A 15,795-nucleotide genomic window follows, 5' to 3' on the forward strand; every position below is an offset into this window, starting at 1 on the left:
GCGCCATTGGCACAAGGCGGCTATGGGTCGCGCCTAGAATGAAGCGATCAACAGCACGACACCAAACGCCAGCACCAGAACCGCACCAAGCAATTCGGCCCACCAGACCACGCCCGCCGTCAGCTTGTTGTCTGCCCCGCCAATGCGCCGTGCCAACCCCTTGGCCGTGACTGCCAACGTCGCCAGAATACCGACGGTGATCGCCGTTCCCAGTCCCATCAGGAACACCGCGGCAATACCCGCCGCCAGCACCCCCTGCGACAGTGCAAACACCAGCACTACAAGCGCACCGGAACACGGCCGCAGCCCCACCGCAAACACCACGCCAAGCTGCTCACGCAGCGAACCGGTGGTCTTATCGGCAGGAACGATGTGCAGATGCTCATGATGATCGTGCACGGCATGTTTGTGACCTGAATGGTCATGGGTCGCATGATTATGGCCAGCATGATCGTGGTGATGACCATGATCATGTCCGTGATGATCGTGCTCCTCATGCCCGTGCAGGTGGCTGCGCGCCAGTTGCCGCATTTCGTCGGACGGCGGCGCGTCGTGCGCGTGACCATGGCCCCAGCCAAAAATCTTGCGCGCAATCAGCCACAAGCCGAGCAGGCAGACCATGGCGTAGGAGGCAATGCTGATCCAGCTCGCCGCATCGCTCATCGCCATGCTGGTCATGCCCAATATACCCGCAGCAATCAGCACGAAGGCCACCGCGACCAGCGATTGCATCATCGCCGAAATAAAACTCAGCGTAATGCCGCGCTTCACCTGCGTTTCGTTGGCCAGCATATAGGACGAGATCACCACCTTGCCGTGGCCCGGCCCGGCGGCATGGATCACGCCATAGAGGAAACTCAAACCACCCAGCAGCCAGAACGCCGTATAATCGGTCCGCAGCTTGCCCAGCGCCGAGGTCATCGCGGCGTAGAAGTCGCGCTGCATGTCCTGGATGGCTTTGAAAAAGCCGTTATGCGGCAGCGGCAGTCCGGGCTCGGACGGTGGTCCACCAAATGGAGCGGCCTTGAACACACCCACCGCATTGACGGCGTCCAGCGCTGTTGCCGGCGGGGCAGCGGCAACACCCGTCGGGCAGTTGATCGCCACCAGCCCCTGCGTACCGCGCATTGCGGCGGCGAGATCCGGCGGCAGTACCAGCACTTCCGGGCCCAGTGCATAGAGCTTGTCGGCCAAAGCCGGATCGAGATCCTTGGGTGGATCGAGCTCGACGCTGCATCCGGCCGGCGCATTTTCCAGCGTGATATCGGACTTATTGGCAAAGGTGATGGCGACGTAATATTCAGGGTCGCTGATCCCCAGCTCGAACCGGCCCTTGATGTGGTAGGGCGTGTCGGTATCGATCGTATAGGTCAGCGTGTTACGGCCGTTTTCAAAGTGAAACTTCTGCTCGCCGGTCGGCTTGAACTTGACCTCGGTGCCGTTCTTGCCGGCGAAAGTATAGAAGCCATACTCCGACAGGCCCTTGACGTTGTCGTCGGCCAGATCCTGCATTTCCGCGTCGCTGACCGTGCCGTCCTTATTGGTATCCAGCCCCTGGATCGCCCAGGCGGAAAACGCTTCGTCAAAGGTCCAGCTGTGGCGCAGCGCGATCACCGCGCCGGTCTGGTCGAACACCACCGCAAGCTTGGCGTCGATGAAAATATGCGGGTGTGCCGCAGCGGGCAGGATGGCAGCAACGGTAAAACCCACCAGCCAAAGGGCCAGCGTTGCTATTTTATGCAACAATTCCCACGCGCTCCCCGCGTAAATCAGCTCACAGGGTGGGCGGCAAACCACTCGACCAGATAGTCGATCAGCGCGCGAACCTTGCCGGCCAGATGGCGTCGATGCGGATATACCGCCTGCAGCGTCTGACCGGTTGGCATGAACTCTGCCAAAACCGGCACCAACGCGCCCGACGCCACCGCCGGATCAGCGAGGTAGGACGGCATTACGGCGAACCCAAGGCCGGAAATCGCCGCCTGCCGCGCCGCCAATGGGGAATTGACCCGCACCGGTCCGGTGACCGGAACCGAGAGCGTTTTACCATCCTCGATAAAGCGCCAGTTCGCCTGACCCTGCAGATTGGTATCGACGATACAGGGCTGCGCCCGCAATTCATCGGGATGCTTGGGCACCCCCATGCGCGCAAGAAAATCCGGCGAAGCGGCAGCCACCACCCGCATATCGGCAATCTTGCGGGCGATCAGCGAACTGTCGGCCATGGTGCTGATCCGCAGCGCCACGTCGATCCCCTCATCGACCAGATCGACGTAGCGATCCTCCAGCCGCAGATCGAGGCTGACTTTGGGGTATTTGGCCAGGAACGCAAAAATCACCGGCGCCAGCGTATCCTCGCCAAAATTGCGCGGCGCCGATACCCGCAGCAACCCGCGCGGCTCTGCTGTCTGGTCGGTAATGGTGGCGTCCAGATCGTCGAGTTGCTGCAACAGCGTACTGGCTTCGCGATAATAGGCTTCACCGGCCTCGGTCAGCCCCAGCTTGCGCGTGGTCCGGTTCATCAGCCGCACGCCGAGATAATCCTCAAGGTCGGTGACATACTTGGACAGCAGCGCCTTGGAGCGCCCATGCTGGCGCGCCGCCGCCGAAAATCCGCCGCTGTCGAACACCTGAACGAAAGCCCGGATACGCGCAAGATCCTGCGTCAATTGCGCGTCCTCCCTCAAATCAACACAAAACGCATAACTCATCTGCACAGGCCGAACAACAATCGGCCTTGGTCGTTGCCCGATTAACGATAGGTTAGAGCGTGGATCGACGCGAGACAGGAGTTCGGACTATTTTCCCGCCTATGTCCAAACCATCTTCGCGTTCGACCCTGTATCGGCTGATCGAAGCCGGCCAGCTTGCCCACAAGGCTTTGCTGCTTCCCCTGATTGAACGCGGGCTGGAGCCTGGCGACGACGCCATCCTGTTCGTGCTGCATCGCAAGGGCACCTCGGAAACTGAACTTTCCGACGAACTCGGCCTCGATGGCGAGGCGCTGCAAGCGCGCATCACCCGGCTGATCGATCGCGATCTGGTGGTCCGGCAGGCGGTTGGCCCGCTGCTGACGCCCGGCCTTGCCCTCACCGAACGCGGCACGCGCATCCGCAATGGCCTCGCTGAAAACTGGGCCGTGCTCGAAGATGCCCTGCTCGGCGAGCTCAAGAAAAAGCAGCGCAAGAATTTCGGCGACGTGCTGAAGCGCTTCGTCGACCTGCTGCGGCTGTAGTTCGGGCAAACCCGCCGCCCCAATTCCACCCGCATTCATTCAGCTTCGGTTCAGGCGCCAGATGCTTTTGTAGACGTCCGGGCAACCACGGCCCATCGTTTTACAGGAGTTGAAATCATGGCATTGAACCGCAAAATCGCCCTCGGCGGCTTGGCAGCACTGGCGATGATGGCGACCACGGCCGGCGCCTTTGCCGCCACCGCTTACGCCAGCACCAACGTCAATGTTCGCTCCGGCCCGGGCGGCTATTATGACGCCATCGACACGTTGCAGCGCGGCGAAGCCGTCGATGTGCAGTACTGCCGCGACAGCTGGTGCTTCGTCGAAAAGCGCGGCCCCGATGGTTGGGTTTCGGCCAGCTATCTCGATCGCGGTCGCCCACAGGTTCAGCGCCCGCCACGTCCTGATTGGAATTGGGACAATGACAACGATTGGGGCTGGGATCGTCCGAGCCCGCCGACCTGGCATCGCCCGCCGCACAACAGCTATCCTAATTATGGCCGGCCGTACCCATCCCGGCCCTATCCGGTCAATCCGGGCGGCCAGGTCTGCGTCAACGGCGCCGACGGCTACTTCTGCTTCGGCACCAATTAAACACCACGCACCGCTCCTCAGGGGGCGGTGCACGACATTGCTCCGTTGAAACCGGCCAGCCCTGGACGCCGTTGCTGCAAAAGCCGGACGATATTGTCCGTCTCGATGATCTTTCGCGGTTCATTTCCCGTATCATCGTTCACCAGCAACGGAGCCAGCCGGCGATGACCAAATACCTGATCCTCTATGCCGCCTGCGCCATGGTATTCTTCCCGCTCGATTTCGTCTGGCTCTCGACCATGGGCAAGACGGTCTATCAGCGTGAAATCGGCACGCTGCTGTCACCGACGCCAAACCTTGCCGTCGCCGCCGGCTTTTATCTGGCCTATCTGGTGGGCGTGGTCATCCTGGTCGCCGCACCGGCGGAAGGCGATATCGTCAAGGCGCTGCTCACAGGCGCCGTGCTGGGCTTTGTTGCCTATGGCACTTACGATCTGACCAATCTGTCGACCATGAAGGGTTTCACCCCCACCATTGCCGTCATCGACATCGTCTGGGGCACGGTACTGACCGCATCCAGCGCGGCATTGGGCGTCTGGATCAGCCGATTTTTCGCCTGATCAGTGCGGCGCATCGATGATTTGCGGCACCTTGCGCACCCGTTCTCGCGCCACAACGACGAGTCCCGCCGCCACGATGATCGCCGCCCCGCCCAGCGAGATCGGATCGATCAGATGGCCAAACATGGCAAAGCTCAAAAAGATCGCCCAGGGCAGCGAGAAATAGTTGAACGGCTGCAACACGCTGGCCGGCGCCATCGACAGCGCCAGCATCATCAGCCCATGCCCGACCGTAGTGGTGAACATCAGTAATACCATCAGCGCCAGATCCACCCCCCAGATCGGCTGCCAGTAAAACACCCCGACTGCCGTGGACAGCACCAGCCCGATCAGGCTGGCATAGACCATGCTGGTGGGCGCACTATCCATCTGCGCCACCTTGCGGGTCACCACGATATAAAGCGCGTAGAGCGTCGATGAGGCGACCGCAAAACCCGCTCCAATGGTGATCGGCAGCCCGCCCGGCCGCACGATGACCATCGCCCCCAGAAACCCCACCGCCACCGCAATCAGCCGGAACATACCGACCCGCTCGCCCAGCAAGGGAATCGCGAACAGCGTCACCAGCAGCGGATAGATCAGCGAAATCGACTGCAGCTCGGCCAGCGGCACTGTCTGCAACGCTAGTGCGAACAGCCAGATATCGCCCATCAGCAGCAGGCCGCGCACCACTTGCCAACCCGGCACTTTCGAACGCAGCGCCTGCCGGAGCGGCGCCTGCCGGGCCACCAGGATCAGCGAAAACGCCGCGAAGGCCCAATAGCGCATCATCGTCACCTGGAACGGCGAATAGGTCTGCACCAGCAGCTTGGAGACTGCGTCCTGCAACCCCAGAATGCCGATCACGATCAGGATCAGCACCATGGCGCGGGGGATATTTTCCTTGGGCAGAATAGTCTCGGTCGCGCTCATCATCGCGTCACAGTCTCAAAAATCTCAAAGCAAAAGACCCCGGACCAGAACCGGCCCGGGGCGCAACGCTCCTAACGCAAAGCGACTTACTTCGCCATGCTCGACTTGATGAACCCGGCGATGGCGGTCAAAATGCCGCCGCTGATCAGCCCGGTCACGCCCTGCCCGGCCAGAGCGGCGACGTCGATGCCTCCTGCCGTGGCGCCTGTGGCGCCCATGCCCGATACCAGCCCGCTCAATCCCGGGATCTTGGTTGCCAGCCAGGTGCCCGCCAGCCCGCCAATGGCGCCTGCGATGCTGTTGCCGACCGGCCCGAGGTCGACCTTTTTGATCAACTGCGCGATGACATTGCCGCCGGCTCCGCCGGCGATGAGCTGCACGATCAGTGGCAGAATTGCTTCCATGATATTGTCCCCTCAGTGGCCGCATGTTTGCGTTTCCACACGAAGATGTTACCGCCGAACCTGTCCCAACAAAAGGACAAGCCTACTGCCAGACCCTGTCACCACTCCCCCGCATTGATGGCGCGAACCGACGCGGAGATTGCTGATGCCGGGCGAAGCGGCTTATGGTCAAACCCGACCGATGCAGACCAAGACCAACGAATCAACAGCCATGCCTTCACCCGTTCAAAACCCTGTGGCGCTGGTCACAGGTGCCAGCGACCGCGTCGGCGCAGCCATCGCCCGCCACCTGGCCGCTCATGGCTACAGCGTCGTCATTCATTATCGCTCGGACCCGGCCAAGGCGAAGGTCGTGCAGAACGAAATCACTGCTGCCGGCGGCCGTGCTGCAATCGTTAGGGCCGACATCGCCAGGCGCAGCCAGCGCGCCACCCTGATCGCCAAGGCCGCCAAGCCGTTCGGCCCGCTGACCGTGCTGGTCAACAACGCCTCGGTGTTCGATCCGGACAGTGCCACCGACCTGACAGAAGAACTCTGGGACCAGCACTTCGCCGTCCACGCCGAAGCCCCGATCTTCCTCGCCCGCGATTTCGCCCGGCAACTTCCTGAAGGCTTCAAAGGCAATATCGTCAACATCATCGACGAGCGCGTGCTGCACCTGTCCCCGGCCTATTTCAGCTATACCCTGTCCAAATCCGTGCTGTGGACGGCTACCCGCACGCTGGCCCAGTCTCTGGCGCCCACTATCCGCGTCAATGCCATCGGCCCCGGCCCGGTGCTGCCACATGCGCGCCAGACCGACGCAGCCTTCGAGGCGCTGGTCAAAAGCCTGCCGCTCGGCATGCACGCCGGCCCCGACGCCATCGCCGAAGGTGTGCTGATGCTGCTCAACACCCCGTCGATGACCGGCCAGATGCTGGCGCTCGATGGCGGCCAGCACCTTGAATATTCCGCCCGCCGCGGACCGACGCCCACGCCATGACCGACGAAATCCCCCAACTCGGGCCGGAGGTGATCAAGGCCTTCGTCCGCACCCTGCCCACCGCGCCTGGCGTCTATCGGATGATCGATGCGCAGGGCGAGGTGATCTATGTCGGCAAGGCGCGCAGCCTCAAGTCGCGCGTCACCAACTATACCCGCCCCGAGGCGCTTCCCGTCCGTATCCAACGCATGGTCGCCTCGACCGCGAACATGGAATTCGTGCGTACCGAAACCGAGTCCGAAGCGCTGCTGCTCGAAGCCAATCTGATCAAGCGCCTGAAGCCGCGCTACAATGTGCTGCTGCGCGACGACAAGAGTTTCCCCTATATACTGATCGCCACTGATCATGAGGCGCCCGAGCTGACCAAGCATCGCGGCACCCGCCGTCGCAAGGGCAACTATTTCGGCCCCTTTGCCTCGGCCACTGCCGTTGCCCGCACCATTGCCTCGCTGCAAAAGGCGTTCCTGCTGCGCAATTGCTCCGACAGTTTTTATGCCGCCCGCACCCGCCCCTGCCTGCAACACCAGATCAAGCGCTGCGCTGCCCCCTGCACCCGCGAAATCTCCGTTGAGGGTTATGCCGAACTGGTCGACGAAGCCAAGGAGTTCCTCTCCGGCCGCTCGCAGGGCGTGCGCGACCACATGCAGCGTGATATGGCCGCCGCCGCCGAAGCGCTGGATTTCGAGCGTGCCGCCCTGCTGCGCGACCGCCTCGGCGCGCTCGCCCTGATCCAGAGCCAGGGCGATGCCACTGCAAAATCCGTCGAAGAAGCCGACGTCTTCGCCATCCATCACGAAGGCGGCCAGTTCTGCGTGCAGGTGTTTTTCTTCCGCGCCTTCCAGAACTGGGGCAACTATGCATTCCGCCCTCGCGCTGACTCAGAGCTCACCGATACCGAAGTGCTGGAAGCCTTTATCGGCCAGTTCTATGAAAGCCGCACGCCGCCACGTCTGGTACTGATCAGCCACGAACTGGCCGAACCAGACCTGATGGAAGAAGCGCTGAGCAGCCGCGCCGAGCGCAAGGTCTACGTCGAAGTGCCCAAGCGCGGCGAAAAGCGCGATCTGGTCAATCACGCGCTCAACAATGCCCGCGAAGCCCTCGGCCGCCAGCTCGCCGAAGGCGCCACCAACCGCACGCTGCTTGAAGGGGTCGCCGAAGTCTTCGGGCTTGATGAAGTGCCCCGCCGCATCGAAACCTACGACAACTCGCACATTTCCGGCACCAACATGGTCGGCGCCATGGTCGTGGCCGGCGAAGAGGGCTTTTCCAAAAAGCACTACCGCACCTTCAACATCAAATCCGACATCGCCGCCGGCGACGATTTCGGCATGATGCGCGAAGTGCTGACCCGCCGCTTCACCCGCCTGACGAATGAAAGCGACGAAGCAGCCGAGGACGAAAACACCGGCATGCCCGATTGGCCCGATGTGGTGTTCATCGATGGTGGCGCCGGCCAGATGAGCGCGGTGCGCGGCGTCATCGCCGAAATGAACCTGCCCAAGGAAGTGATCTTCATCGGCATCGCCAAGGGCGAGGAACGCGACGCCGGCCGCGAAAAATTCTTCATGGAAGGCCGCGAAGCCTTCATGCTGCCGCACCGCGATCCGGTGCTGTATTACGTCCAACGGCTGCGCGATGAAGCCCACCGCTTCGCCATCGGCACCCATCGCGCCAAGCGCAAGAAAGACCAGATCAAGAACCCGCTCGATGAAGTCGATGGCATCGGCCCCACCCGCAAACGTGCCCTGCTCAACCATTTTGGCTCCGCCAAGGCCGTCGGCCGCGCCAGCCTGCAGGATCTCGAGGTCGTCCCCGGCATCTCCAGCGCCATGGCGCAGCTGATCTACGACCATTTCAATCGCACGGATTGAGATTACCTCTTTCCTACCCTCGCCCCTTGCGGGAGAGGGACAGACTTTTCGCGTTCAGCGAAAAGTCAGGGTGAGGGGTTGCTTCCGCAAACGTGGAGCCAAGAAAGACACCCCTCATCCGCCCTTCGGGCACCTTCTCCCGCAAGGGGCGAAGGTAGAGCGTTATCACTACCCCCCTCTGGCAAGTCATTGAACAAAGGCGTAAAATCTCCGCCAAAAGGAGCAACCCAACGATGCTTCACGCCGTTCCCACGCCGGATCATCAACCGCATAACGAGCCGGGTGTCGTCGCGGCCAGCGTCTATGCCAATGGCACGAGGCTGGCCGATATTGCCGTCGATGATGCAGGCGGATGGGCCCATCGCCCCGGCCACGTGGTCTGGATCGGCCTGCTCGAGCCGTCCGGAGACCTGCTCGCCCGCGTTCAGCGGCAGTTCGGCCTGCACGATCTGGCCATCGAGGATGCCGCGAAGGCCCACCAGCGCCCCAAGCTCGAACAATATGGCGACTGTATCTTCATCGTCGCCCGCACCGCCCATATGGCGGAGGGCCGCATCAGCTTCGGCGAAACCCATATCTTCGTTGGCAAAGGCTACATCGTCTCGGTCCGCCACGGCGCGTCCACCTCATACGCCCCGGTGCGCCAGCGCGCCGAATCTTGCCCGGCTGTGCTCAAGCATGGCGAGGATTACATCCTTTATGCTCTGCTCGATTTCATCGTCGACAACTACATGCCCGTCCTCGAAACCGTGAACAGCGAGGTCGAGAGCGTCGAAGACAAGGTGATTGCCGGTGAGCTTGGCCAGGGCGAAGTCGAACGGCTCTATATGCTGCGCCGCGATCTGCTGCGCCTGCGCAATGCCGCCTCGGCGCTGGTCGATGTCTGCCGCCGCCTGCAGCGCGTCGAAGTCCGCCCGATCGAAGCCACCATGCAGCCGCTGTTCCGCGACGTCACCGACCACATCCATCGCGTTCAGGACGAAATAGACACGCTGCGCGAAGTGCTGGCCTTCGCCTTCGAGGCCTCGATGATGGCCGGACAGGTGCAGCAGACCCACATTTCCAGGCGTCTCGCCGCCTGGGCCGCCATCCTTGCCGTCCCCACCGCCGTCGCCGGTATCTATGGCATGAACTTCGAATTCATGCCCGAACTGCACTGGCGCTTCGGCTACATCGCCGTCGTCGGCGGCGTCGCCGCCATCTGCTGCACGCTCTACTACCGGCTGCGCAAGAGCGGCTGGCTTTAAAGGAACGTCACCACCACGCCCTTGCTGGTCATCCCCGCCAGCTCGTCCGCATCCCAGTTGGTCAGCCGGATACAGCCATGCGAGCCGGTCTTGTCGATCAGCGACGGCTCCGGCGTGCCGTGAATGCCGAAGGTCGGCTTCGACAGCGCAATCCACATCGATCCCACCGGCCCGTTCGGACCCGGCGGAATGGTCAGCACACCGGTGTTCTCGCCCTGCTGGAAGTTGATCTTGGGATTGTAGGTATAGTTCGGCATCGGCGTCACCGACATGACCGTGTAGGTCCCGCTCGGCGACGGATTGTCTTCACTGCCGATAGTGGCCGGATAAGCCGCCAACAGCGTCCCGGCCGCGTCATAGGCCCGCACCTGCCGCAGCGTCTTGTCGGCCTCGATCCTGGCAACCGCGCCGGTGCGGTTCGCGCCGGTAATCACCACATCGATGTCTTCGCCGGCCACGAACTGCGCCCTGGGGTTCAGCGCCTTGAGAAAATCAATATCCATGTGAAACCGCTCGGCCAGTTCCTCCTGCAGACTGGAATAACCCAGAAAGCTCATCGTCGCCTTTTCGGCATAGTCCACCGGTGCTGGGGCGGTCAGCGCTGACCCATCCTCGGCGGTAATGCTGTAAACCCCGATCACCGGTTGATGCTGATCCAGCTTGGCCAGCACGTCGGCGCTGAGCAAACCATCGGACGGCAACCCCGCCATGATCTGGAAAGCCGCAATCGCCTTGGTCAGGTTGTCGCCGGCAAAGCCATCCACCACGCCGGGAGAAGCGCCCGCCTGGTCCAGCAAAACCTGCAACCGGGCAATCGCTGGGTTGGCATAAACCTTGGGCTTGGCTGGTGGCGCGGCCGGCGTCCCGTCGTCTGCAACAGCTGGCACCGGCACCGCCGCCGCCGGTTGCGCCCGCTCGGTCACATAGGCGGCCATATCGGCATTGTTGACGCTGTCGCCGGTCAACACCGGCGCAACCACCGCTGGCCCGGCTGGCGCAGCCGGCACCGGTTCTGCCGGCGTTACGGCCGGGCCGAACATCGCGTCCACCTTCTCGGCAGTAGTCTGCGCCAGTGCCGGAACGGCCATCCCGCCCAACAGCGCCGTCGTCAGCAAAATCTTGGTAAACAGTTTCATATCGACCCCTATCTACACAGAAGCCGGTCCAGCCTGAATGGTTGCCTAAACGGGTCCGCGCCCGCCTACACCTTCAAGTTATGGTAAAATTTGTATAAACTTTGGTTCAATAGAGGGCAGCCATTCTCCCTCGTGACAAAGCCATTTGGCCGCGCTATATCACTGCCCATGATCCGTTCCGTCGCCACCATCTCGTTCTGGTATTTTAGCTATCCGCTCCCGGCGGAGGCTAACGCGCGCTTGATCTGATCCACTCGATAAGATTGACCCCGAAGCCGCCGCCCGATCCCGAGGCGGCGTTTTTGTTTGCGCCACCTCAGCCCCCAAAGACCCTGAGGAGACCAAAGTGCTTAAATCAACCGACGACCTGCGTATTCTGGATATCCGCGAGCTTTCGACCCCGCTCGAAGTCATGCGCGAACTCCCCCGCACCGATGCTGCCACGCGCACGGTGCTCAGCGCCCGCCACGCCTTCCACAATATCCAGAATGGCCATGATGACCGCCTCGCCGTCATCGTCGGCCCCTGCTCCATCCACGACCCAATCGCTGCCGTCGATTATGCCAAGCGCCTCACAGCGCTCAAGGAACAGCTCGGCGATCGCCTCGAAATCATCATGCGCGTCTATTTCGAAAAGCCGCGCACCACGGTGGGCTGGAAGGGCCTGATCAACGATCCCGATCTCGATGGCAGCTTCAAGATCGACCAGGGCCTGCGCGTCGCCCGCGGCCTGCTGCTCGATATCAACAATCTGGGCCTGCCCGCCGCCGTCGAATTCCTCGATATGACCACTCCGCAGTATATCGCGGACCTGGTGTCCTGGGCCGCCATCGGCGCCCGCACCACTGAAAGCCAGATCCATCGCGAACTGGCCTCGGGCCTGTCGTGCCCCATCGGCTTCAAGAACGGCACGGACGGCAATGTCCGCATCGCGCTTGATGCCGTGCGCTCGGCCAGCCAGCCGCACCATTTCCTGGCGGTCACCAAGAACGGCCGTTCGGCCATCGCCTCGACCACCGGCAATGAGGATTGCCACATCATCCTGCGCGGCGGCAAAACCCCGAACTACGATGTTGCCAGCGTCAACGCTGTTTGCAGCGAAGCTGAAAAGGCCGGCCTGCCGCCGATCGTGATGATCGACGCCAGCCACGCCAATTCCTCCAAGAAGCCGGAAAACCAGCCGTTGGTCCTCGAAGATATTGGCAACCAGATGGCCGCCGGTGACCAGCGCATCATCGGCGTGATGATCGAGAGCAACATCGTCGCCGGCCGCCAGGATCAGGTCGAAGGCAAGCCCCTGACCTACGGCCAGTCGATCACCGATGGCTGCATCGATTGGGACAGCACCGTGACTGTGCTGGAGAAGCTGGCCGATGCGGTCACCGCCCGCCGCGCCACCACGAGCAAGCAGGTGGCCTGACCTGCCGCAAACACTGGATTGTACCTCCCCCTCAAGGGGGAGGCTAGGAGGGGTGTTCGAGGCACAATGTCAGAACCCAGCGTCCAGTCGCATGCACTGCTCTCGAAACGTCACCCTTGACCCCCCGCCCCCAATCTTGTCATCTCCGCCCATGGCCCAGACCTCGCAAATCACCAATATCCCCAACCTCATCACCTTTGGCCGCATCGCCGCCATTCCGGTCATCGCCTGGTTCGTCGCCACCGAGAACTGGACGCTGCGCATGATCGCGCTGGTGCTGTTTATCATCGCCGCCGCCAGCGACTGGGTTGATGGCTATCTGGCCCGCAAATGGAACCAGACCTCCCCGCTCGGGCGTATGCTCGATCCGATTGCCGACAAGCTGCTGGTCGGCGTGATGATCGTCATCCTCGCCTATGACCGCTCGATTTCCGATCTGGACCTGCTCCCGGCCTGCGCCATCCTGTTCCGCGAAATCTTCATTTCCGGCCTGCGCGAATTCCTCGGCAACACCAAGATCGTGCTGCATGTCAGCAAGCTGGCCAAATGGAAAACCACGCTGCAACTGGTGGCGCTGATCGTTTTGCTGATCGAACCGGCGCTGGTCGGCTTCGGCATTTACAGCGACCTGATCCTGTGGGCCGCCGGCATTCTGACCGTCTGGACCGGCATCGAGTATTTCCGCGCCAGCTGGCCCCATCTGGCAGGCGACGCCAAGTGAAAATTCTGTACTTTGCCTGGCTGCGCGAACGCCTTAATCGGGGCGAGGAAGAAGTTTCGCCGCCGGCCGAAATCCAGACCGTTGGCGATCTGATCACCTGGCTGGGCAGCAGGGACGAGGCAGCCGAACTGGCTTTCGAAAAACGCAGCCTGATCCGCGCTGCGGTCGACACCAAAATTGTCCCCCATACGGCCTCGATTGTCGGTGCCAAAATTGTCGCCTTGTTCCCGCCGATGACAGGAGGCTGATTTGGCCGTCCGCGTCTCCACCGATCCATTTGACCCCGGTGCGGAAACCAATGCCTTCCTCAAGGCCGGCAATGGCGCTGGCGCTGCGGTGACCTTCACCGGCGTGGTCCGCTCCAAACCGGATGATCCGATCACCGCGCTGACGCTGGAATGCTATCCCGAACTGGCGGTCAAGCAGCTCACCGCCATTGTTGACAAGGCCACCGAGCGGTTTGCCTTGCTCGCCGCCACGGTGATCCACCGCTACGGCGCCATGGACCCGGGCGAGCCGATTGTTCAGGTGATGACGTTGTCGCCGCATCGCGACGCCGCCTTCAAGGGCGCCGAGTTCCTGATGGATTATCTCAAGACCGACGCCCCCTTCTGGAAACAGGAAACCGGTCCCAGGGGTACGCATTGGGTCGAAGCCAAGGCCGAGGACGACACTGCCAAAGCCCGCTGGGAATAACGTCCCCGCGCCGTACTGGAGCGCCAGGCCTCGCTATGATATTTTGGCTCCAGGTAGTGGCCGCTATTGGCCGAAGTGCGTGAGGCCCCATGCCAGTCGCTGAAGTTTATCTCGATCCAGCCACGCTCAAGCGCTTGTCCACCCTTAAGACCTGGCGCACCGCGCTCGCCATTGCTTTTGACTGGGGTGTCATCGCCCTCTGCGTCGCCGCCTCACAAGCTGCCCACAACATTGTCGTCTATCTGGTCGCGGTCGCCATCATCGGCGGACGCATGCACGGCTTTGGCGTCCTGCTGCATGATTTTGCCCATTACCGCTTCATCGACAAGCGCAAGGCGCTCAGCGACTGGGTCTGTGAACTGACCCTGAGTTGGCCAATTCTGACCACCGTGGCCGCCTATCGGAGCAATCATCTGGCCCATCATCGCTATACCAATACCGACAAGGACCCCGATTGGATGTTCAAGCTGGGCAACCACAAGTTCACCTTCCCCCAAAGCTGGCAACATGGCGTCCTGACGCTGGCCAGCTATCTGCTGGTGATCGGCTCAGTGCTGGACGTTTTCAGCGTCGCCAAGCGCCTGAGCGGCGCGGAAAAACCGCCACTCTCCTATCGTCTGACGCGGCTTGGCTACTATCTGGCCTTAGCCATCCTGTTCACCCTGACCGGCAGTTGGATGCTGTTCGTACTTTACTGGCTGGTGCCCTATCTCACGACGTTTTTCCTGCTGATGCATATCCGCAGCGTCGCCGAGCATTTTGGCAGCATGGACTACAGCCATGAGCTGGGCAGCACACGCAGCGTCTTGCCGTTTTATTGGGAGCGGGCGTTTTTTGCGCCCCATAACGTCAACTACCACCTCGAACATCACCTTTATCCGAGCGTGCCGTTCTACAATCTGCCCCAACTGCATCAGGCGCTGATGGCCAACCCGGCCTATGTCTCCCGCGCCCACAATACGCGTGGCTATACGACCGGCCTCGTCCGCGAAACGCTGACCCGCGCGCAGCCAAGGCCAAACAGCGCCTGAAACAAAAACCCCGCCACATCGGGCGGGGTTTGCTCATTTCACATCGACAAATCTTACTCGGCAGCGGCGCGCTTGGGCTGCACTTCGACGTTGAACGCATCGAGCAGTGTCCGACAGCCATCGGCCGGCTTAAACTTATATTGGCCGATCTCGGAAACCGGCGTCACTTCCGCTGCAGTGCCGGTCAGGAAGCACTCGTCGAAATCAGCCAGTTCTTCGGGCATCATGTGCTTTTCGGTGACGGTGAAGCCATTGCGCTTGGCCAGATCGATCAGCGTCTGTCGGGTAATGCCGTTCAGGAAGCAATCCGGCGTCGGCGTCACGATGTTCTTGCCCTTGATGAAGAACACATTGGCGCCGGTGGCTTCCGCCACGTAGCCGCGATAATCCAGCATCATGGAATCGGCATAGCCATTGGCCATCGCCGCGTCTTTGCTGAGCGTGCAGATCATGTAAAGGCCGGCGGCCTTGGCCGACGACGGAATGGTTTCCGGCGAGGGACGTTTCCACTTGCTCCATTCCAGACGAATGCCCTTGAGCTTTTCCTCAACCGAAAAATAGCTCGGCCACACCCAGGCCGCGATCGCCAGATGCACCTTGTTGTTGCGTCCGGGAACGCTCAGCTCTTCCGAGCCACGCCAGGCGACCGGCCGGATATAAGCGTCGGTCAGGCCGTTCTTTTCCAGCACCTGGCGCTTGGCCGCTTCGATTTCTTCCACCGAATAGGGAATGGTGAAATCCAGCGTCTTGCCCGAGCGGATCAGGCGCTCGGTGTGCTCGCGTGACTTGAAGATCTCCCCGCTATAGGCGCGTTCACCTTCAAATACGCTCGACGCATAATGCAAACCATGCGTCAGGATATGAATTTTGGCATCGCGCCAAGGGGTGAACTGGCCATCGACCCAGATCCAGCCATCGCGATCGTCCATTGGCACGCCTGCCATAATCCTCTCCCATGGTTCTTGAAGCCGGGCCGGCTTGCC

General features: G+C 61.7%; 17 protein-coding genes. 11 read left to right on the forward strand and 6 right to left on the reverse strand.

Annotated features, from left to right (window positions below):
• Positions 1-33 precede the first annotated feature (33 nt).
• Entirely contained in the window at positions 34-1,746 is a 1,713-nt protein-coding gene (locus ABIT12_RS03910; RefSeq protein WP_348043950.1) for a DUF1007 family protein, read from the reverse strand.
• 23 nt (positions 1,747-1,769) lie between these two features.
• On the reverse strand, positions 1,770-2,669 hold the full coding sequence (locus ABIT12_RS03915) for a LysR substrate-binding domain-containing protein (protein ID WP_348043952.1): 900 nt from the start codon (positions 2,667-2,669) through the stop codon (positions 1,770-1,772).
• A 143-nt stretch (positions 2,670-2,812) separates the two neighbouring features.
• On the opposite strand from ABIT12_RS03915, the gene ABIT12_RS03920 reads away from it, so the two are divergent.
• From ABIT12_RS03920 to ABIT12_RS03930, 3 genes are all read left to right on the forward strand, one after another.
• Positions 2,813-3,235, forward strand: coding sequence for a helix-turn-helix domain-containing protein (locus tag ABIT12_RS03920; protein ID WP_348043954.1), 423 nt, complete (start codon positions 2,813-2,815; stop codon positions 3,233-3,235).
• Between the two features lie 117 nt (positions 3,236-3,352).
• Positions 3,353-3,829, forward strand: coding sequence for an SH3 domain-containing protein (locus ABIT12_RS03925; protein WP_348043956.1), 477 nt, complete (start codon positions 3,353-3,355; stop codon positions 3,827-3,829).
• A 71-nt stretch (positions 3,830-3,900) separates the two neighbouring features.
• Positions 3,901-4,389, forward strand: a complete 489-nt coding sequence (locus ABIT12_RS03930; protein ID WP_348043958.1) for a DUF2177 family protein — start codon at positions 3,901-3,903, stop codon at positions 4,387-4,389.
• Here ABIT12_RS03930 and ABIT12_RS03935 read toward each other — a convergent pair whose 3' ends face one another.
• Together ABIT12_RS03935 and ABIT12_RS03940 are read right to left on the reverse strand one after the other, a co-directional pair.
• Positions 4,390-5,301 (reverse strand): DMT family transporter, encoded by a 912-nt coding sequence (locus tag ABIT12_RS03935; protein ID WP_348063294.1) that lies wholly within the window; start codon positions 5,299-5,301, stop codon positions 4,390-4,392.
• Positions 5,302-5,387: 86 nt separating this feature from the next.
• The gene (locus ABIT12_RS03940) at positions 5,388-5,705 is read right to left on the reverse strand and encodes a hypothetical protein (RefSeq protein WP_348043962.1); all 318 of its coding nucleotides are present in this window, start codon (positions 5,703-5,705) and stop codon (positions 5,388-5,390) included.
• A gap of 211 nt (positions 5,706-5,916) precedes the next feature.
• Between ABIT12_RS03940 and ABIT12_RS03945 the strand changes: the two genes are divergently transcribed.
• From ABIT12_RS03945 to corA, 3 genes are all read left to right on the forward strand, one after another.
• Entirely contained in the window at positions 5,917-6,687 is a 771-nt protein-coding gene (locus ABIT12_RS03945; RefSeq protein ID WP_348043963.1) for an SDR family oxidoreductase, read from the forward strand.
• Positions 6,684-8,561 (forward strand): excinuclease ABC subunit UvrC, encoded by a 1,878-nt coding sequence (gene uvrC, locus ABIT12_RS03950; RefSeq protein WP_348043965.1) that lies wholly within the window; start codon positions 6,684-6,686, stop codon positions 8,559-8,561. Before ABIT12_RS03945 ends, uvrC begins: the two co-directional genes overlap by 4 nt.
• A gap of 233 nt (positions 8,562-8,794) precedes the next feature.
• A complete protein-coding gene (gene corA, locus ABIT12_RS03955) occupies positions 8,795-9,808 on the forward strand; it encodes a magnesium/cobalt transporter CorA (RefSeq protein WP_348043967.1) in 1,014 nt (337 codons plus the stop codon).
• Here the strand turns inward: corA and ABIT12_RS03960 are convergent.
• A complete protein-coding gene (locus ABIT12_RS03960; protein WP_348043969.1) occupies positions 9,805-10,944 on the reverse strand; it encodes a L,D-transpeptidase in 1,140 nt (379 codons plus the stop codon). The genes corA and ABIT12_RS03960 overlap by 4 nt on opposite strands.
• 346 nt (positions 10,945-11,290) lie before the next feature.
• Here ABIT12_RS03960 and ABIT12_RS03965 point away from each other — a divergent pair, with 346 nt between their 5' ends.
• The 5 genes from ABIT12_RS03965 to ABIT12_RS03985 all read left to right on the forward strand — a co-directional run bounded on the left by ABIT12_RS03965 (position 11,291) and on the right by ABIT12_RS03985 (position 14,812).
• A complete protein-coding gene (locus ABIT12_RS03965; protein ID WP_348043971.1) occupies positions 11,291-12,364 on the forward strand; it encodes a 3-deoxy-7-phosphoheptulonate synthase in 1,074 nt (357 codons plus the stop codon).
• A gap of 151 nt (positions 12,365-12,515) precedes the next feature.
• A complete protein-coding gene (gene pgsA, locus ABIT12_RS03970; RefSeq protein ID WP_348043973.1) occupies positions 12,516-13,085 on the forward strand; it encodes a CDP-diacylglycerol--glycerol-3-phosphate 3-phosphatidyltransferase in 570 nt (189 codons plus the stop codon).
• Positions 13,082-13,333 (forward strand): MoaD/ThiS family protein, encoded by a 252-nt coding sequence (locus tag ABIT12_RS03975; RefSeq protein WP_348043975.1) that lies wholly within the window; start codon positions 13,082-13,084, stop codon positions 13,331-13,333. The genes pgsA and ABIT12_RS03975 overlap by 4 nt, the downstream gene beginning before the upstream one ends.
• A gap of 1 nt (position 13,334) precedes the next feature.
• Entirely contained in the window at positions 13,335-13,781 is a 447-nt protein-coding gene (locus ABIT12_RS03980; protein ID WP_348043977.1) for a molybdenum cofactor biosynthesis protein MoaE, read from the forward strand.
• An 89-nt stretch (positions 13,782-13,870) separates the two neighbouring features.
• Positions 13,871-14,812, forward strand: a complete 942-nt coding sequence (locus ABIT12_RS03985) for a fatty acid desaturase family protein (protein ID WP_348043979.1) — start codon at positions 13,871-13,873, stop codon at positions 14,810-14,812.
• A gap of 53 nt (positions 14,813-14,865) precedes the next feature.
• On the opposite strand, the gene ABIT12_RS03990 is transcribed toward ABIT12_RS03985, so the two are convergent.
• Positions 14,866-15,756: a branched-chain amino acid aminotransferase gene (locus ABIT12_RS03990; protein ID WP_348043981.1), complete on the reverse strand. Its 891-nt coding sequence runs from the start codon at positions 15,754-15,756 to the stop codon at positions 14,866-14,868.
• Positions 15,757-15,795: the final 39 nt, after the last annotated feature.

This window comes from Devosia sp., from assembly GCF_039927955.1.
In the GTDB taxonomy this organism is placed as follows: domain Bacteria; phylum Pseudomonadota; class Alphaproteobacteria; order Rhizobiales; family Devosiaceae; genus Devosia.